Origin of the sequence: Endozoicomonas acroporae (assembly GCF_002864045.1) — a bacterium.
GTDB classification, from domain to species: Bacteria; Pseudomonadota; Gammaproteobacteria; order Pseudomonadales; family Endozoicomonadaceae; genus Endozoicomonas; species Endozoicomonas acroporae.
In genome coordinates, this window is the sequence record NZ_PJPV01000166.1 from 1 (window position 1) to 19,340 (window position 19,340).

The 19,340-nt window shown below is 48.1% G+C and carries 19 protein-coding genes; 2 read left to right on the top strand and 17 right to left on the bottom strand.

The genetic code is table 11. The features are described from left to right. On the top strand, window positions 1-201 hold a 201-nt coding region (locus CX664_RS27155; RefSeq protein ID WP_219622257.1), incomplete at its 5' end, for a hypothetical protein. On the opposite strand, the gene CX664_RS21845 is transcribed toward CX664_RS27155, so the two are convergent. Continuing rightward, entirely contained in the window at window positions 195-626 is a 432-nt protein-coding gene (locus CX664_RS21845; protein WP_101748773.1) for a hypothetical protein, read from the bottom strand. The genes CX664_RS27155 and CX664_RS21845 overlap by 7 nt on opposite strands. A gap of 35 nt (window positions 627-661) precedes the next feature. Here CX664_RS21845 and CX664_RS21850 point away from each other — a divergent pair, with 35 nt between their 5' ends. Beyond that, complete coding sequence (locus tag CX664_RS21850) at window positions 662-895, top strand: hypothetical protein (RefSeq protein ID WP_101748774.1); 234 nt, start codon at window positions 662-664, stop codon at window positions 893-895. Window positions 896-1,138: 243 nt separating this feature from the next. On the opposite strand, the gene CX664_RS21855 is transcribed toward CX664_RS21850, so the two are convergent. The 16 genes from CX664_RS21855 to CX664_RS21925 form a co-directional block, all read right to left on the bottom strand. Further along, complete coding sequence (locus CX664_RS21855) at window positions 1,139-1,474, bottom strand: PIN domain-containing protein (protein WP_101748775.1); 336 nt, start codon at window positions 1,472-1,474, stop codon at window positions 1,139-1,141. Window positions 1,475-1,623: 149 nt separating this feature from the next. After that, window positions 1,624-2,742: a helix-turn-helix domain-containing protein gene (locus tag CX664_RS21860; protein ID WP_101748776.1), complete on the bottom strand. Its 1,119-nt coding sequence runs from the start codon at window positions 2,740-2,742 to the stop codon at window positions 1,624-1,626. A gap of 98 nt (window positions 2,743-2,840) precedes the next feature. Continuing rightward, entirely contained in the window at window positions 2,841-3,557 is a 717-nt protein-coding gene (locus CX664_RS21865) for a M48 family metallopeptidase (RefSeq protein WP_219622258.1), read from the bottom strand. Between the two features lie 19 nt (window positions 3,558-3,576). After that, complete coding sequence (locus tag CX664_RS21870; RefSeq protein ID WP_101748777.1) at window positions 3,577-6,903, bottom strand: type I restriction endonuclease subunit R; 3,327 nt, start codon at window positions 6,901-6,903, stop codon at window positions 3,577-3,579. Window positions 6,904-6,969: 66 nt separating this feature from the next. After that, window positions 6,970-8,223 carry a restriction endonuclease subunit S gene (locus tag CX664_RS21875; protein ID WP_180966584.1) on the bottom strand — a complete coding sequence of 418 codons (1,254 nt, stop codon included), beginning with the start codon at window positions 8,221-8,223 and terminating at the stop codon, window positions 6,970-6,972. A 16-nt stretch (window positions 8,224-8,239) separates the two neighbouring features. Next, window positions 8,240-9,010, bottom strand: coding sequence for a retron Ec78 anti-phage system effector HNH endonuclease PtuB (gene ptuB / locus CX664_RS21880; protein WP_101748779.1), 771 nt, complete (start codon window positions 9,008-9,010; stop codon window positions 8,240-8,242). Then, window positions 8,994-10,334, bottom strand: a complete 1,341-nt coding sequence (locus CX664_RS21885; protein WP_101748780.1) for an AAA family ATPase — start codon at window positions 10,332-10,334, stop codon at window positions 8,994-8,996. The genes ptuB and CX664_RS21885 overlap by 17 nt, the downstream gene beginning before the upstream one ends. Before the next feature lie 107 nt (window positions 10,335-10,441). Further along, window positions 10,442-12,916, bottom strand: coding sequence for a type I restriction-modification system subunit M (locus CX664_RS21890; RefSeq protein ID WP_101748781.1), 2,475 nt, complete (start codon window positions 12,914-12,916; stop codon window positions 10,442-10,444). A gap of 36 nt (window positions 12,917-12,952) precedes the next feature. Further along, a complete protein-coding gene (locus CX664_RS21895) occupies window positions 12,953-13,318 on the bottom strand; it encodes an AlbA family DNA-binding domain-containing protein (protein WP_101748782.1) in 366 nt (121 codons plus the stop codon). 272 nt (window positions 13,319-13,590) lie between these two features. Beyond that, entirely contained in the window at window positions 13,591-13,920 is a 330-nt protein-coding gene (locus CX664_RS27890; RefSeq protein ID WP_101748783.1) for an N-6 DNA methylase, read from the bottom strand. Beyond that, window positions 13,907-14,410 carry an HsdM family class I SAM-dependent methyltransferase gene (locus tag CX664_RS27895; protein WP_101748784.1) on the bottom strand — a complete coding sequence of 168 codons (504 nt, stop codon included), beginning with the start codon at window positions 14,408-14,410 and terminating at the stop codon, window positions 13,907-13,909. Before CX664_RS27895 ends, CX664_RS27890 begins: the two co-directional genes overlap by 14 nt. Window positions 14,411-14,415: 5 nt before the next feature. Then, entirely contained in the window at window positions 14,416-15,003 is a 588-nt protein-coding gene (locus CX664_RS21910; RefSeq protein ID WP_101748785.1) for a type I restriction-modification system subunit M N-terminal domain-containing protein, read from the bottom strand. A 509-nt stretch (window positions 15,004-15,512) separates the two neighbouring features. Continuing rightward, window positions 15,513-15,716: a hypothetical protein gene (locus tag CX664_RS25905; RefSeq protein ID WP_146000214.1), complete on the bottom strand. Its 204-nt coding sequence runs from the start codon at window positions 15,714-15,716 to the stop codon at window positions 15,513-15,515. Window positions 15,717-16,189: 473 nt separating this feature from the next. After that, window positions 16,190-17,341: a DUF4268 domain-containing protein gene (locus tag CX664_RS21915; RefSeq protein ID WP_101748786.1), complete on the bottom strand. Its 1,152-nt coding sequence runs from the start codon at window positions 17,339-17,341 to the stop codon at window positions 16,190-16,192. 457 nt (window positions 17,342-17,798) lie between these two features. Beyond that, window positions 17,799-18,881, bottom strand: coding sequence for an IS66 family transposase (gene tnpC, locus CX664_RS21920; protein ID WP_101748787.1), 1,083 nt, complete (start codon window positions 18,879-18,881; stop codon window positions 17,799-17,801). Continuing rightward, on the bottom strand, window positions 18,882-19,307 hold the full coding sequence (locus tag CX664_RS21925) for a DUF6444 domain-containing protein (RefSeq protein ID WP_146000215.1): 426 nt from the start codon (window positions 19,305-19,307) through the stop codon (window positions 18,882-18,884). It abuts the gene before it with no gap. Between the last annotated feature and the right edge of the window lie 33 nt (window positions 19,308-19,340).

Consider the following 19,340-nt stretch of genomic DNA (forward strand, 5'->3'; position numbering starts at 1 on the left):
ATATTTCATAAGGAAATCCACACTAAAGGACGAGGAGCCCCTCTGACTGATGTCAACACTGCACCGGGGTTGATCGAGCCCGGTATGTTGGTTGAAGTACAGGATATAACGGGAGATTGGCAGGGATTATGTCTTGAAACGAAAATTCATTGCAGCCCCGCCAGGGTGAGTATGAATATTAATCTGGAGAGGCATTATTGAGTATCGGGGAAAAACTGGGCAGTGAAATTTAAATAGCCCTGTTTACCGTTTACCCGGTTCCATCGCTCGACGGATTTAATAATCCGTTTTAAACATTTTTGAAGTTCTTCAGAGGTTTTTATAAGGTCATCTTCGTTAAACTGATAGGTAAATCCCTCGGTCATTGCTGTTACATCATCCAGACTGGTTCGGCCAAGACGCCACTCACATATTGTAATCAGCCGTTTGCTCAGGTGTTGCTCAAAGAATGACAAGTTCTTGGTTTTCGGTGGCCTATTAGCGAACTCCGCCCGATAGTGCTCGATGGTGGCCTCAAGTGCTCTCTTGACATCCCAGTCCTCCAGCGAAGGGTTCTGGTAATAGTAATTCATAATCGGGTACTCAAGATTTTGAAGGACATCTTCATACTCTTCAGTAAATTCCACGCTGCAACCCTCACAAATACAAGAGATTATAGACCATGACTACCACCAACATCTGGCAGCAATTCAAGGCGCTGATACCTGAAGGGGGGCGAGTTGTCGCCACTATCACCGCCAACAATGGCAATGGTACCAGCCAAGCAGAGCTAAGGAATGGCTCAGTGATTACCGTTAAAGGGGAGTCAGTGGCGGGAGGCTTAAAGGCTTTTATTCAGGGTGGGGAGATAAAAGGTACTGCGCCAGATTTGGCGCAGTATGAAGTAGAGGTTTAAGGTGGGTCTTCATCAAAAAGTTGCCGGTAGTGAGCTTTAAAATCTTCTACTCCCGCAGGCATATCCCCCCAATAGCGCCAATAAGTAGTTAACCAAATGAAATCATATATTTCTGGCTAAGTGGGCAGTCACTCTGCGGTGTTGCAACTCCGGTCACATAGCTACGGCTATGCTCCCTGCGTTGCGCCTTGCATAGTAACTGCCCACTTAGCCAGAAATATACGATTCCATTTGGCCAACTACTTAGCTGACGATCTCCCTTACTTTAGGCATATCGATATGGTCACACTCGACCATTAATTTCATCAAATCTAGCGACTTTAGCGTCTTGATCCCAAAGGATTCAGCGACAGCTAGCATTTTGATGTCATTTGTGACGACAGTTATTCCAAGGACGTAGGCATAAGCAAGATAACGAGCATCAACGGGAGAAGGCCCTTTTTCTACGGAAATAATATGGTCCCAGATATAGCCAAAGGCAGTATCAACTTCCTTGATCTGCTTTTTGCTGACAACGGGGAAGTGTTGTCGGTTTAACTGGTACTCTTCCTCCTTTGCCCAGGAGAAATTATTTTGCAATCGCTGGCTTTTGCCAAACTCTTCATCCAGTTCTGGTAATACATAGAGGCAGTATTCATCTTTACCAAACGTCTGGAAGAGGAGAGGGTGGATACTTCTGGCAAGTCACAAATAACTGTTGGTGTCGACCAGTACTTTCGATTGGGGCATCAAGTCAACTCATGGTGTAAAGCTTTGGCATCCACCAGACCAATATCCAGTGCAGTCTGAATAAACCCCTCGGTTTTTTTGGTTTCCTTAAGGTAACTGGAAAGCGTCTGGAAAAAAGGACTTTCAAATACTTCTGTTACCAGTTTTACATAGCGTTCCGGTTGAATGGGTGCATCAGCGATCAGGCGATTGATCAGGTCCGGGAATTCTTTGTTGAAATTGGTGGTGGCTCCGTGAATGTTTTTCAGCTCCAGTGGTTCCAAACCATTATGCTTCGCATAGGCTTGAACCTGAAGAAAAATAGCCAGGGGCGAAATAACCAGCTTTTTAGCTATCTCTTTAATAGTGTTTACCTGGATGCCAGGATGTTTACCTTTCAGTTGTCGATAGCACTGTTCTGCCCGTTGATTTGGAAACAGTAATGCTCCGGCAAAGGCATCAGCAAAGTCTTCTCCTTCTTCGCCACGCAGGTCTGGAGCGAGAGCGTGCCCTAGCTCATGAGCCATCCAGAAAAGAAAGTCATGAATATTGACGTCCAGATTCAAATAAATCCAGGTGGTCATGGACTCAGGCAGATAAACATGGGTAGCGTTTTCATGTCTCGCTTTCTGTCCCCACATCACCGGTATCAGAACCGCCTGTAACTTCCGGAAGTAGCGAATCAAGTGCTTAAAGTCTACGGTGTCGGTTGGAGCAAGGTTGATTTCCTTACGCACCATCACAGAGACTTCCTGAAGGTAATCGTAATCAACTCTGGGGTTTTTCAACACCGGCGGCTTGGCCAGATTATCAAAGGGCAAATAAGGAGCCAGCTCTTCAAGATAGCGTCCCATACTGTCAAATCTCTGAAAATCGGGCTCTGTAGTTTTGGTCCCCTTCCTTTTACGAAAAGCCACCACAGGTGCATTAGGGTCTTCCTGAGTAACCAGTTCATTGAAAGGAAGACCCAGAACCATACCCAGTTTTAACAACTTGTCTGGTTTAGGAAAGGAAGTCTGTTTAAACCATTTGGATACAGCTTCCCTGGAGACCTCAAGAGTTTGGCTCAGTGAGGACTGGTTGAAGCCTTTTTTAGTCATCGCGGCTTCAAGGGCGGAAATGTTCAGTGATTTTTCCATAGCGCGCCAATGATAAGGGGTTGTCAACTTTTGTCAACTGCGTTTTTAGTGTCGTACAGGGGAGGGAATTATTCAATCAGAAATGCAGGCAGAACTCGCTAAAGCCCTTCCACTTCCATCCCATGTTCTGCAATCCATTGTTTTCGCTCAATATAGTCGGGCATAGCACGTTCGACACGATGCCAGAATTCCGAAGTATGGTTGGGTTCGTGCAGGTGAGCCAATTCATGAACCAGTACATACTCTGCCATTTTTGCGGGTAACAAAATGGTTTTCCAATGAAAGTTGAGCCAGCCTGACTGGGTGCATGAGCCCCAGCGGTAGCCGAGATCCTGTATTTTAATACCAGCTGGTTCCACCTCCATGCGGCGATAATATTCTTGCGCTTTTCTATCCAGCCAGCCTTTGCCTCGAGTGGCATACCAGCGAATAAAAGTTTCTTTGCTGTTTCCTCTGTCAACAACCTCTTTGTTCAGGCAAAACCTGCCATGAGTTAATGACAAAGGTGGTTGCCTGTCTGAAGGTTCTACGAGCTTCAGGCGATAGCTGCGGCCCAGGTACAGAAACCCTTCACCGTTAACAAACTGCTTCTGTTGAGCGTTTGACCTCAACTGCTGTTTTTCAGCCAGCTTTTTATAAATCCAACGACGCTTTTCCCGCACGAAATCCCGTGCCTGCTGGTCATTGGCTTCGGGCGGCAGTGTTAATACCAGGCTGCCATCCCGCTCAACGGTAATCTGCATGGTTTTACGCTTGGGGCTGACGTTTACCCGGAATGAAAGATCATCAATAGTCAGAGGCGTTTTCAGAGGCATTTTCAGAGGCACTGCTCCGTTAAATGTTTTCAAGTTTATAGCTATTGGCCCTGGCCAGATCCAACAGTTTGTCCACCAGTGGCTCCACATGATCAAAGTCCACCAGCGCAGTATCCATCAGCTTCTCGAAGATATGCTGCTGCAACTCTTCCTGCATGGCTTTACGGTGGGGTTGCCAGAAGCTGGAGGTTTTCACTTCGCTGCTGATGTGATCTACCAGTTCAGTAACCAAGTCTGTCAGTGTAGCGGTTGTCACCAGATCCGGTTCTTCATTGCCACAGGCGGCGATTTTCAGCATACGATAAAACGGCAGGTAATGTTCATCCACGTCGGGTAATCCTTCTTCATGAACCGTACTGCCTGAAGCGATTTCATCAATGATTTGTTGTAAGGCTGCAATAATCTGATCCCATTGCTTGCCCATTTTGCTGAGAATGTCTTCCAGTCGCTCGCTGAGCTTACCGAAATAGACCGGGTCCTCATCCAGGTGTTTGCTGATGTGTGAGCGGACGGCATGCTCCATTTCAGAGGCTTTTGCCCGCTCACTGGGTTGTTGCCTGATGTGCTCCTCAAATTCCATATCCGTCAGGGCAATAGGCGCAACCTTTGGATCAATGCCCAGGGAAATCACATGGTCATCAATCAGTTTGCGAACTTTGGCGCCCACATCCTTGCCCAGTACCGGTGTGTTTTTATAACGGTTTCGGGCGCGGGCATAAATATGGGCCAGTTTTTTCGCATTTTCGGTATAGGGCAGCCCTTCCGGACGAGGGAGAACCAAATCCAGTGATTCCAGAAATGCCTTGAGCTTTACACTGAACTCTGCCTGCAGTTTTTCCGGCTCCAGTGCCTGTACGCAGGCTTCGGTATCATCCAGCCCATCAATACCCTGACTACTCAACAATGCCATCGCTGCCTGATAGCGATCTTTCAATTTGGGCAGCTCATCCTTCAGGCTGCGCAGCGCGCCTTCTACATCATCATCGCTGTATGCGGCCAGAGCCTCTTTCAGATGATGAGCCACCCCGTAATAATCAACGACAATGCCTGCCTTTTTCCCATGGCCGGTCCGGTTTACCCTGGCAATGGCCTGCAAAAGCTCGGCTTCGCGAATCGCGCGATCCAGGTACATCACACCTTCGATGGGCGCATCAAATCCGGTCAACAACATGGATTTAACGATCAGAAAAGCAAGTGGGTCGCGCTTCTTGCTGTTGTCATGAAAGAGTGGTTTTTTGAAACGTTCAATCCGGTGCTCCTGGGCACGTTGCTCCGTCCACGGTTTCCATTCCGGCGCATCGTTATTGCTGCCGGAAAACACCGGGGCAAACTCGATGGCTTTCAGGGTGTCGAGGTAACGCCATGCCTGCACAATGGCCTGAATTTTCGGGCTGCGGCGGCAGAGTTGTTCATCGTCCAGCGCTTTCATTTGCGGCGACAGGGTTTCCGCCTGCTGCACCAGTTCATCCCGGGCTTGTTTGAACGCTTCAAAATACCGCAGTGTGGCCAGTCGGCTGCAACAGACCACCTGAGCCTTGTAGCCATTGGGGAGAATATTGGTCACGTAATGACGCAACATATCTCTGGCTTTCTCGGCGATCAGCAGTGGCGCTTCCAGCACATTGCCTTTGGTGGCGTACTTTTTCTTAATGGCTTCCAGCTCTTCTTTCGAATGATTATGGAAGAAGTCTTCAAACACTTCATCCAGGCTGGCACCGTCTTTTACTGCACCCTTGGCCGTTCGCCCTTCGTAGAGCACCGGCACGGTGGCCCCGTCGTTTTCGGCTTCGGTAATGGTGTACTTGTCTATAAACGCCCCGAAAATTTCATGGGTGCGTTTTTTCTCGCCCATGATGATCGGGGTGCCGGTAAAGCCAATACGGGCACAGTTGGGTAGCCCGGCCATCAGGTTGGCGTGAAGATCACCGGCCTGGGTTCGATGGGCTTCGTCCACCATGACCAGAATGTGCGGGTCGTCGTTGAGAATCTCATAGGCATGCTGAGGGGGTTTCACGGTGTAGCGGGCTGGTGGTTCTGCTACCTGTAATAGCGGCAGCTCATCTTCGTCGGCTGGCGAGTCTTCTCCATCGGTATCGTTATCCCGATACTTCTGGATCATGGCGAACACCAGCCCCGGCCCTTTGCGCTTCAGGGTGCTGCGGACGGAGTGAGTATTTTTGGCGACTTCCACAATGTCACCAGAAAGCTCAGCCGTATCCGCCAGCTGTTTCTGTAAATCTTTCCGATCCGTGACCACCACCACCTTGAACCGGCGCAGCTTCGGGTCGGTGCGCAGTTTGCGCACCAGAAACACCATGCTCAGGCTTTTACCGGAACCCTGAGTGTGCCAGATAATCCCGCCACGGCGGTCGTACTCACCGTCTTCCTGTCGGGTTTTACCCGTCCGCAGTCGTTCGATGGCTTTGACCACGCCCCGGTACTGCTGATAGCGACAGGCGACCTTGATGGTTTGCCCACCCGCCTGCATATAGAGGGTAAAGTGGCGAATGATATCCAACAGGTTGGTTTTGTCGAGCATACCGGCAATGGTGCGCTGTTGTTCTGACAGCCGCTCAATGCCCAGCTCTGCCATCACGGCTTTTTCCGTCCGGTCAGGGTTTTTACTGCTGGCGACGGTTTTCCAGGGGGCGAAATGTCCGGCCTGGGCACCGATGGTGCCGACAACGCACTGGTCAAAGCTGGTGGCGATCAGCAACTGGTTGGTATAGAACAGGCTTTCGTTGCCTTCTTTCTCCTCCACTTCATGGCTTTCAAAGCGTTGGTTGGCGTACCGACGCAACTGGTCAATGGCCTGAGCCAGCGGTTCCGGCACTGCCGGGTTTTTGCATTCCACTACCACCAGGGGAATGCCGTTCACCAGTAACACCAGGTCGGGAATAATGTGTTTTTTATTGGAATCGTAGCCCGGTGGGCACTGCACCTTGTACTGGTTGATTACGGTAAAGCGGTTGTTTTCCGGATGATCCCAGTCGATGAAATGGATTGTACGACCACGGCCACCGTCCCAGCCTTCGACGCCGTCTACAGAAATCCCTTCCAGCAACAGTTCGGTGCCTTTCTGGTTGGCTTCCATCAATTTGCTGGCGGCGATGCGGGTAATGGCTCCTACCGCTGTGCTGATTCGGTCGTCGTCCAGCCAGGGTTTACCATCCCGCAGGTTGATCGTTGCCAGTTGCTGGCGCAGCACACCGGTCTGGATAACCTCGGCAAAGCAGTCACGATCGGTCATGGCCGGATCGTCCAGATCGCCTTCGATAAACTCCCAGCCCTGATGCTGAAGTTGCTCAATAAATGGCTGTTCCGTGGTTGTGTATTCCCATTCCATACGTCGGGTGTCCTGTAATAGCCTGCGGGGCAGGCAGTCATGCTCTGGTGGTAAGGGTTAAGCGGTTTACAGAAGTGAGGTAACCCGGACTTTGCCGGTCAGGAGGTCGTTCATTAGGCCGGACTTTTGTTTTTTGAGTTTGTTGAATCGGACTATTTCAAGCCTGATTTTTAGGTTTAATGCATTAATTCTGGAGGATATGTTCTTTTGCTCTGCGAGTGCAGGGCTAGGCATAAGAAAATTTCTGACTTCAGCCACATTTAAATGCGGGTTGGTTGTACCAGCGGTGAGCATTTTAATCCGGTCTTTAATTTGGCCTGAATATATTTGTGCAACAAGAAACTCACCACATAGAGAATCGGTCTTGGGCCGTAAAATCATCACTCTCTGACCAAGACATACTTTCATGTTGGCAGGTATAACAAATGCTTCACCTACAGGTGCTTCCCGGGTAAAAATAACATCACCCTCCTGAGGTTCTAATCTTAAGATCCTTTTTTTATAGCTAGCCTCGCTTACTTTGGATGCAAGATTTTCTAGGAACTGTCCTTCTTTAATATGCATAGTTCGAGCAACTAATACTCCTTCATCTTGATAAACAGGCGTGGAGTGAGGGCAATCTACAATGTCCGAGCAAATTTCAGTTAATGTTGAAATTTTCCACTCCTTTGGAATCCACCCCAACGGTGAGTCTTTATAAAGCTCCGGCGCAAGGTGCTGAGGGGGGCGAAGCTGGCCGCTGTCGTCAATACCACGGGTTAGCAGATCATGCAAAAGCCCTTTTTTCACCTGTTGCAGCTTGGCGATAATGGCTTCGGTTTGGCGGGTGTTGGTGTCGAGGATTTCCAGATAATGGTCAATAATCGGTTGTTCATTTTCTGGAGCGACAGGAACAGGAATGTCCAGATAATCCTGAATACGGATGCCTTTAACTGTTGACCCGATTGATTGTTCATCAGCCTTTATTTGAATGAACTTCAACAGTCTAAGTAAGTATCCAGCATGAACGCCATCAGCAGGAAAAAGTGCTTTTACATCTTGGTTGATTGCCATTGGACATGTAGTGATTGCTGTCCTGCCGACTGCCATTCGAGTGCAAACTAAAGGAACGCCGGATGGTATTAGGTTTGACGCACTTGATTGTAATCCCTTCTCTGTAATGGACTCTTCAGTGCAACTAATTTTAAGTTCATTATCATTGAAGTCTTTAACGGAGGCCCAAGGTATATCACCATTCCAGAAAACTGATTCGTGTCTAGAAGGGGTGCCTCCTCCTGTTTGCTTTTCTACAAGAACTCTAAGAGGTTTTATTTCAAACATATGTGGAATATTGCAATTAACCCCGATACTCCTGCTCAGCCAACCACTCTTCAGCAGCCTGCCCGAGCAAAATACGACGGGTTGTAAAAAAAGAAGGCCAGCGGTTACGAAACCATTGCTCAGCCAGCTGCGTTTTGAACTGACGGTTATTGTTTCTTCTGGCTCTGGTAAAGGCTCTGTTATATTCGTGCAATATAACTCGCCGGTCATCTACCAGCCTTGAGCAGTTCAGGTTCAGAATACGAATGGTTTCTTCCACCAGTTGCACCAGCGACCCATACTGGTTATCCACATCCGCAAGCCGGGCACAGGCTTCCGGGTCCGGGCTGAGTTCACAGGTGCGTTTGTCGAATTTGAACAAACAGGGCGTATTGATAATCCGCAGTGGGTTGAGCACATAGCCTTCGCAGGCTTCTGATAACTTTCTGGTGTTGATCAGATAGTCTTTATGGGCATCGCAGCTCAGGTTGTCCTGTGTCGGGTAACTGTTCTGTTTTGAGCCACCCATGCAGACACCGATCATATTATTCCAGTCCAGCGCCCAGTTATGCTTCGGGTTTGACTGATCGGATTTAGGGTGAAAGTGTTCTACCCGCTGGTGGTTTGGACGCTCTGTAGGTAATGACACTTCACAAAAGGCGCAGAGATGACCCTGGTCATCAAATATCGTTTGTTTGATACTGGTATAAGGACCGTTATTTCTGAATATCTGCCATTGGGCGTCGGGGTGTTTCAGTCGAAATTCCGTGAGTACATCTGGCTCGGCACTTTTACTGATCTTCTTCACCGTCTAACTCCCATTGACGGTTTTCGATATAGAGGTCAGCTTCGAGCAGTGCGGGTTCTTCACCCTGGAATATCTCGTCGAGCTTCTGTCGTTTATCCAACGCTGCTTTAGACGACCATTGGTCCGCATAAACCAGATCAAGATACTCTTTGAGCAGCAGGGTGTTAGGGTCATGCTCCGGACGGGATTTCACATGGAAGACCCGGTCCAGAATGCGAGAAGCCTCTGCTCCCTTGGTGCCCTGAGGTGCATCGTAAAACACGCCATTATCCAGTATGCGAATGGATTCTGACGCCACGGTGGAGAGTACATGGGGGCTGTGAGTGGTCAGAATAAACTGGATAGCCGGAAACGCGTCTCGTAACGAGTCCACCAATGTCTGCTGCCAGGATGGATGAAGGTACATATCCACTTCATCAATCATGACCAGGCCACGGGTTTTTTTGGCTGCAGCTTCTTTAAACTGAGGGTTCAGTTTACAGCAGCGAAAGGCAATATCTGCCGCGAGGCCCAGCACATTTCGAACACCGTCGCTTAACATCGATACCGGCATGCGGCCAATATCCGGATGTTCGGCGGCAATTTCATCCATGGCAGCATCGTACATCACCGAGTGCCAGCCGGTATGCTTCAACAGTTTATCAACGGTTTCCTGTACCACATGGATGGTGGCATCGTAGGGTGTGCTCAGGTCGGAACTGCCCTGCTGCATTTTTTCCATTTTCAGTTGCAAATGCGCCTGAAACAGCTGCTTAAACCAGTAGGCAAACTCTTTATAACCGGAAACGGGGTTCATGCTCTCGTGGTAGCCGAGGGTTCGGCTTTCACTGAGGGTCTGTCGTTTGGTTTTTGTGAGACGGTTGGCACCCCAGAGTCTACCCGCACCGTAGAGTGCAACCACGGGCAGGGGGTCAGTGCTGTTGTTTCTCACGCCGTTTTGCAGTTGCTTGGCGGTTTCTGTGGCGTATTTGGCGTCTCCGGTGGTCGTGCTGGATTTTTTACCGGTCAGGCTGCGGCTCCACTCCTGCTGTTCATGTTCAGGTTGTAAGCTACCAATGGCACTGATGGTGATCGGGTACTGAGGCTCACAGTCCGGAGAGTCCGGGTTAAGCCTCAGGCGGTGAGCGTCGGAGGTCTTGAACCCGGAGCCTTTCGCTTCATCAAAAGACCCGATAAAGGTGCCCATCGCCACGGCAATGCCTTCCATGGATGCGGTTTTACCGGCACCATTCGCCCCCACAATAACGGTGAGGTGTTTATGAAGCCTCAACGTTGCCTGTTTAAAGCTGCGGAAATTCTGATATGTGATTTGGTCCAGTTGCATGGTGTTAGCCTGAGATTTCCGGGCTGATGAACAGCTTGTCGACAGCTGAGTATAAAGCTTTCCACTGTATCGGATTTCGGGGGGTATCGCATCTTTTACCGTACAGTTCAGACATAACCCAGCCCGCTGAGAAATCCTTGCAGTTTTTGAGCAGCAGCGTCCCGCTTGTGTTCAATTTCGGTCAGGGTAACTTTGTATTTGTCCCACCAGTTTTCCACTGCAGCCACGATCAGCTGGCGCTGGCTACTGATGTAACGTTCAACAATGGTGCGCATATCCTGGTGCAGAATGTTCAGCAGCAGTTCAGCGGCGGCTTCGGGGGTCAGGCTATCCACCGACTGGTTTAACTGGGTTTCAAAACCCTCTTTTTTGGTTTTGATCTGTTTGACCAGGTCGGTGCGTTCCTTTTTCCAGGCTTTGATTTTTGCTTCATCGACGGGGCTTGCTTCCATTGCACTTTCACCCGCATCGTCATTGTCGTCAGCGTCCTTTGATGCCTTGGCTTCTTCTGCCTTGATCTGGCTATCCAGCTCGGCTTTGCGGCTTTCCAGAGCCGCCAGTTCATCCACGTAGCCACTGAGGATCATTTTGACCAGCTTGTGTTCCAGCGGGTTGTCTTTGCTGGTTTTGTCCTCCATGGCTGTGACTATGCTGGTGCGCCAGCCATCCACGACGCCTTTGGAATCCCGGGCCATCAGGGAGAGAAAGTCGTAGCGGTTCTGGTACCAGAATCCGGCGATGATGCCACGCACCTGAAAGTGGTCGAGCATACCGGTTTTTTCCATGGATTCTGCGAAGCTGTTGATCAGTTCGGCCCGCAGAGCAGCGTATTCCTTGTTTTTGGCCAGGGCAGTGATGCTCAGTTTGTGCCGTTGCCACCAGTTTTCGAAGGCTGCCCGCAGAGTTTGTTCTTTGTCGATAATGCCGGGGTTTTGCTCCACCAGCGATTTTATTGCGACTTTGCTGGTGATGTCGGCCTTGAATTCAACGTAGTCGGCATCATTGGCTTTTGGGGTGAACAGATCCAGCGGATTAAAGCCGTGGGCGTTGAACAGGGTTGTTTTGGCCTGAAGCTCTGTTTTTGGAATACCGCCAATAAGGTGAGCCCGAACATCATGGGGTTCCGGGGGCGGTGCATTATCGGCATAGCGACGGATGTTCAGGTTGTAACCATTCTCTGCCAGTGTCTCGTTGCTGATAATGGCGGAGAAGCCCGGTACTTCAGCATAGTCATCGTAGGTGCTGACCATCTTTTCAATATGTTCTGGCAGCAGATGGTTTTGCGCCCGGCCCTCGAAGTATTCCCGGTCGGCATTAATAAACAGGACTTTGCCCTGCCGCTCTGGTGGCTTTCCGGATTCGCTGCCACCCGGAGTGGATTTACGCTGACGCATCACCAGCACGCAGGCGGGAATGCCGGTGCCATAGAACAGGTTGGCGGGCAGACCGATAACCGCTTCAAGCAGGTCGTCCTCAATCATGCCAGCGCGGATGGTTTTTTCTTCGCCGCCTCTGAAGAGCACGCCGTGGGGTAACACCGTTGCGAGAATGCCGCCCTCCGCCAGTACGTGAACCATATGCTGCAGAAACATCAGGTCAGCTTTTTTAGAGCCGATGGGAACGCTGCCATAGTGGTATCTTTCTGGATGGTTAGGGGCAAAATGTTTCTGGCTTTCTTTGTCGGTTGGGCCGTAGTTAATGGAGAAGGGCGGATTGGTGAGGATGCGATCGAAACGGGTCAGTTCTCCACCTTCAACATGTTTCGGGTCGGTCAGGGTGTCGTCATTCTGCAGGTTGGCAGTAGTGATACCATGGAGCAGCATGTTCATTTTGGCGATGGACCACACGGTGCCAGCGGCTTCCTGACCATAGACATCGAGCCTGCGACCTTCGCCACCGCGTTCGTCGATGTATTCCTTGGCGGCAATCAGCATACCGCCGGAACCACAGCAGGGGTCGTATACTTTGTGGCTGATTTCTGGCTTCACCAGACGGGTCATCATACGGACTACGGTTCTTGGTGTGTAGAATTCGCCGCCTTTTTTTCCGGCAGAATCGGCAAAGTCACCAATCAGGTATTCGTAGGCTGCACCGAGCAGATCCGGGAATTCAAAGTCTTCATTGCGCAGGCGGTGTTCGTTAAAGTGCATGATGAGTTCACGCAGCTTTTTATCGGGCAGTTTGCTCTGGCCGATTTTGCGGGTGAAATCGATATGCTCCAGTACATCCTGTAAGGTGCTATTCCCCTGTTCCAATCCGCCCAGAGCCTTGTTAAGTGCATCGCCTACATTCTTATGAGCTTCGTTGACCAGGTATTCCCAGCGGGATTCGTCCGGGACATAAAAGCTGGTTTTGTACCAAAGTCGTGCATCGGCAATTTGCCAGGCTTCTTTTTCACTTTTGCCTTTGGTTTTTTGTTCTGCGACGACTTCTTCGCGGCGCTGATCGAAAACATCGGAGCAGCGCTTGAGGAACAACATGCCAAAGATGTATTCCTTGAACTCGGAAGCATCCATCTTGCCGCGTAAAATATCGGCGGCTTTGAACAGATGGCGTTCCAGCTGGGGGAGGGTTAATGGCATAAGGGGAATCCGGTGTATATGTCTTAGAAATTCAGCTCAGGAGTTTTTGAAGTGTGTTTCAATATAATCATACATTTTTCTGCCAGTGAGATTATCTGTGGCAGGGTTTGTTCTTACAAAGAATTGTTCATTATCAACAAAGCATGGTTTGTCAGATTTTAGACAGTGAACTGCAAGAATTTTTTTGTCCTTTACTTTGATTAGCTTAGAGTTGAAACAGGGATAAAATGCCTCTCCAATTCGTGAGGCCGTGATGTTTTTGAAATGCAATAATAATTTATCGTCACTATCTTTATGGAATTTTTTTATTTCATCATCCAGACCACTAATGGTGCCGTCATCACTTACACCTATTAGCAGAATACCTCCATCGGAATTAATAAAACCGGCAAGCAAACTCACTAAAAAGCCTGTTTGGGTTAAGCTCTATTTTATAATGCCGTTCCTTCTTTGCACTATCTCCAAGCCGGTTGGCATACACAGGCATATGTGGGATTTCAGGTATGAGAACACTATTAAGTAGTTAACCAAATGAAATCATATATTTCTGACTAAGTGGGCAGTCACTCTGCGGCGTTGCAACTCCGGTCACATAGCTACGGCTATGCTCCCTACGTTGCGCCTTGCATAGTAACTGCCCACTTAGCCAGAAATATACGATTCCATTTGGCCAACTACTTATCATAGATGCAATCCTGACTATCCTTTGTCAATCTGGTGATATTTAATACAATATCACTATTCGATAAATAATCCATTTCATAATCTTTAAACTGTTCTTTTAGCTTTCTTAATTGGTGTGCTTCTGGTGAATTGTCTGCGTATTTTCGTATGTTTATATTAAAGTTGTTTTCTTTTATTTCTTCGATGTTGACAACTTTGCAGTAAGGGGATTTTGAGTGGTAAGATCTGTAAGTCTCAATTATTGAATCTATATCTTCATTTCTTATTATATTTCTTGTCTTCTTTTTCTCATAGTTCGATGATGCATCAATAAACAGCACTTATTTTTTGTTCACTCCCACCCCGGAACAAAATGCCATGTGGTACAATTATAGCCATTCGACCGTTATGTCCCATGGACTTGATCATATGTTGCACCCATGCCATATCTGCACAGTTTTTTGGTGGTAATCCGGTTACATTACGGCCATAGATATCATTTTCCCAAAGCTCTGAACCCCAATTTCTAAGACTGTAGGGAGGATTAGAAATGACGCAATCAAATTCTTTTAGCGTTTTATTTTCCTGATATGCTGGAGCCATCAAGGTATCAGCACAAACTATCTTAAAGTCACTGATATCATGAAATATCATGTTCAATCTGGCAATCATACTGGACGAAGGATTTTTTTCCTGACCATATAATTTTAATGTTTCAATGTGCCCACTATTGCGTTTCACATGATTAAGGCACTCAATTAACATGCCGCCAGTACCGCAGGCAGGGTCGTAAATGCTATCTCCTTCTTGTGGATCAAGCAATAATCCCATCAATCTTACAACCGAGCGAGGCGTATAAAATCCGCCAGACTTTTAGCCAGAAGAGTCGGCAAAATACATAAGAAGGTACCATAGACTTCTCCAAGTAAATCTGGAAATTCGAACTCTTTATCTTTCAAGCTAATTTGGTCAAAGCTTTTAACAAAATCAATCAGGGTATTATTTGGTATGCATTGGTGTCCAACTTTCCGATTAAAATCGACAACTTCGGAAAAAACACTACTCAGAGCGTCAGGGTTATGAGTCTCTAAATTTATCAACGCTTCATTTAGTTTGCTACCGACAGCGTTTTTACAGCACTTGATACTTTCCCAGCGAGATTCATGGGGAACATACAAATATTTTCCTATGTAGTTTTCACTGTTTTCAAGATGCAAGTCAATATCACTATCACTTACGCCAAGAGCCTTGTATTGCTGTAATAGCTCATCTCGTCGCTGATCAAATAAATCATTTGTACGTTTTAGAAACAGCATGGCGAGAACATATTCCTTGAACTCATTGACATCCATATGCCCTCGCAAAGTATCGCATGCGCTTAAGAGCAATGTTTCCAGAGATGAGAGCGTTAGCTTGGTAGTCATCAGAAAGTCACCGGGAAATAGATAGAAGAAACGGGGCCAAATCGGTGGCGGGCAAACCTTTATTTTGGTATTACGTCAATCGAAACGTACTGTCAATATGGGGGGAAGGTCGGGTAGCCGGGTTGGCATTACTGCCACCCAGCCCCCTAAGAACCGTACGTGCGACTTTCATCGCATACGGCTCAAGCCTCCGTGATCAGTCAGACTCATCACACGTCAGATACGGTCTTGCCGCTGCCGATCATTCACTGCTATCGTTTAACCGTGAGGTTATTTGGTAGCTGGATGAACGTCTTCCGGTCGGTTCAGTGCAAAAGCACTGTCTAACCCTCCCCGGAAGCAAACGACTTGGCACTACTTGTCTGTCGTTGAGACCAGTCGGAAGTGGGCATCCTTTCGGATTGGGTCAAAGTTCGAAACCCTATCTGTCTCATTACAAGACAGCATTCGCTTTGTCCGACATCCTCTACCCTCTCCACCATCCCCTTTCCTTACGGTCAGGATACCTTCTATATATGAAGGGGTGAGTAGGGCTTACCCAGTTGATAAGCTTGAGTCAAATGAACCGGGGAGGGTGGAGCCTTTACTCCGGCAGGCATAATGACATCGTCAGATTTAGCGCGCAGAAGCTCTGATCCTGCCTGCATCCCTTTTGGGCTCTGCCTGTCAGTCTCTTTGGCAGATTGGCGGTGACGAAGCTTATAACTCTTCACTTACGTTCACCCGTCCGGTTCGCTCCTGGCCCGCCGCCGGTTGAGACTACCAGCTTAGAGGCTTTGTCCCCGGAGCTTCACACCTTGGATTACTCCGCAGCATGTCCGGGTAGGAGCATCTGGATGTACAGATGACTGAATCACATATAGTGTCAGCACCTCAAGATTACCCTTATAAATCAAGTGGTTAGCTTGATTTGCTGGTCGCACTCACGCTACCGCACGTGGATTTTACCGCCGTCTTTTATCGACATTGGGGAGCATGGGACCAGGTAGCTCAAAGTCAGGTTTGTGGAAAGGTCATTATTGTACGACTGTTAGGCTGAAGGCGATAGTTGTGTATTTGCGAAGTGATAAGAAATACGAGGTTTCATGGACATGATTCTATCTGGAATATTGGTAGATTGAGTTGTGGGACTGTGTGAAAGCCCCCTCAGAAATTCTGGGGCAGGGCTTTTAATGAGGTTATCTGGTTAAGCCTCTGGGGACGAGGGTAGTGCAGAGAAGGTTTTTAATGTCTGATTACTCTCTTTGAGCGGTTGGCTAATAGCTTTCTCAAGCTGGTGGATATGTTGAACCATCCAGTTGATCATCTCTGGCCATACGGCTTTGTTATAACCATCAAAATCACGTTCCAGGGTAATGTAGGAGGTTTTTTTATCATCCATCCGACTCCAGCGGAGCTCTTCTCCAAATATTGCCTCAATGTCATCTTTTTTCTTTAGCAGTCGGTCAAATATATATTTATTTTCTTCCTGACTGCTCCGAGAGATAGAGAGCTGAACTCTGGCTCCGTTTTTCATGAAGATACATTGGTAAGGAACACCACTACAGCCAGAGCCTGATGATAACCAGTGGTCTTTTACAGGGTTTACGTTGTTGTAGAGGTTACAGTCGCTCCCTTTTATAGCATCAAGGAACTGCTCCCAGTACGCTAGCCGTATGTGATGTCGGTTCTGCAGTTCTACCTGGGTGCTTTTTTCTTCCTGCTCTTTCTCTGCAATGCCGACCATATAATCTTCTGCTTCTTTAACAGGGATAATCTGGTCAATGCTTAGAAATAGCTGATCACCCATGGAGTAGGGAGTCGCTTTGAAACACTGAATCCGAATTTTATGGCTGAGAAGCCATAAGGCTGTGGATGTGACTTCTTTTCGGAAGTTAGCAGCAATAAAAATAATCCGCTGCTGGTTACCAGGGTTGAAGACCAGCTCTTCAAAATCCTGCTGCTCAAAAAACTCTGACAGGTTTTCCCGAGCATTGCCACCGGCATGGTAACGGTCAAGATAAGCTTGGTAGATGTTGACGATCTGGGTTTTGGAGAGATTTGAGCAGTATGAAGCATACTTCAGTGCCTGCCAGATAACATCACGCCCTGTATCATCCAGCTTGTTTTCGATGACAACAAGGTTACCACTTTTATCCAGTGCGAGCAGGTCAAGACGTTCCCGAGTATCGTCAAATCCATCGAACTCTTTCTGGATGATCAGCAAGTCTTCCCCAAGTGTTGATGGTTCTTTTGCTATCCATTCCTGGAGATGATCCCGTTCACGGAAGCCCAGTTCTGAAAAGCTTCGTTGGGTAAGCTGGCTGATGGCATTGGCCTGTTTGTTTATCAGGTACATAGTAATAGGGCTGCTTGTGCTAAATGGTTTAACCCAGGGAGGGAGAGCGCTGTCAGAATGTTTATTTGGTATATCGTACAGAATATGGAAGGGCTTGTATTTAGTGGATTTTGCAGATGACTTTTATAAGATGGCTAAAATAGTACCTTTGCTGAATATAGGCTTTACAAACAATCCGCACTCTGACAACCTTAGAGTCGTGCATTGGGTAGCCAGCGGTTGGTGTTAGTATCTTCATCAAACAAAGCCCACAGCGTATCAAGTTTCTTCATTGAACCCCTTCGGACACTTATCTGTTCTCCTTATCTGGCTCAAGATACTCCAGCATTGTTGACTGGGAGTCGTACACTGATAGGAAAGATAAATGTCACTTCCAAAGCGTTATATTACTACTGATAAATTTCATATCATCCCGGTACTCGGGTTAGCGCCTGAGGATCTCAAAAAATCATCGTAACTATTCAGCCCCAAGAAGCGGAAGATTGCCGTAATTCTCTACAGCTCTATAAATGGAGTGGAATATATTCTTTCCTTGCTTTTTCGCAGACGACACGTAGCTGCGGATCCGTGTAAACATGGAACCACCGTCATCATTCCTGAAGCAGCCTGAGATTTTCTGCTTCAGCTTTGCCATCCCGGCATCCCTTTCGCTGCCGTTGTTATCGAAAGGGATTGTGAAGTCCGTCATGAAACGCAGTGTCTCTTCCTTGTAATCAATGAGCCTCTTGAACAGGTTATAAGCCTTGGTTCTCTTTACCTTCTTTCGTCCCAGCTCTTGCCGCTGCATCTCCATATAAGCGGCTTCTTTCGCCAGTGCGCGCTTGAGTATACGATCATAAATATCTTCTATGCGCTCTTGCAGAACAGACGGCATCTGTAGCATTCCAATAGTGTTAAACCCTTTACAATAATGCCAGCTGAGCCGCAGCAGTTTCATTAAGCGCAGAGCCAGCTGGTTGGCATCCCTGTCTACCACACCCTGAAGCTCGCGCAGATGATGGGCGTTGCACAATACGTGTACTGCCGCATAGGTAAAGTAGGGTTTCCAGTGGTCATGAACCAGCACGCCGGTAAACGTGAGCAATATACCCATGGCATCCATGCCTTCGCAGCCACGCTTTTGTGCAAGATGGTAGAGTGCCCACTGATCATCCCGCAGGATATGTAGCCACCAGAGATCACCGTCCACCCTCATACCCGTTTCATCGGAGCCAGCAACAGGCGTCTCCTTCAGAGCATCCTTGATGACCTGTTCAGTAGAGGCGAGGTTTTCGTAAGTTGCTGCAACGAAGTTGGCAACACTGCCTGCACTGAGGCTCATGTTATGAACGGTATGAAAATATTCTGACACTCTCTTGTAAGGAATAAAGTGATACTGGTTCAGGTAGACGGCCATGGCCCTTGTTGACGGCCCATATTGAACGGCAGCGGTCACTCCCTCGGGAAAATCTGCCTGATTATGGTGACCACAGGAACAAACCTTCACCTCTGCCCTGTGAGCGGTTACCTCGGGGCAACCGGGCTTTCCCCATTCAAACACCTAACGCTCAATATGCTTGAGTGGCTCAACATCAAGAAGGGAAGTATGGTAATCATGACATTCCAGAAGTGTGTGATAGACAACATAATCAGGATTATCAACTGACTTAAGGCAGTTACCTTTATGCCCCTTTTGACCACCGGCTTTATTATCAGACGATTGCCTCAGGCTTTTGGGAGTTGGAGACTCCTGCTGTGAATCGGAGTTTTTTCCATTAGTGGAATCATCTTGGGGACTGTCGCTTTCATTGGGTTTCTGATAGCCATCGGACGATGGAGGTTTACTGCTGTTCTGACTGTTTTTACTGACCATCCCCTCAAGCTCACGACACCGTTCTTCAAGGTAGGCAACCTTCATGCGTAGTTGTACAACTTCCTCTGCCAGGAGTTGGTAGCTTGAAGGTGTTGACGACGTTTCAGAACCCATGCTGGATATGAACCTGAGATTTATTGCATCTCA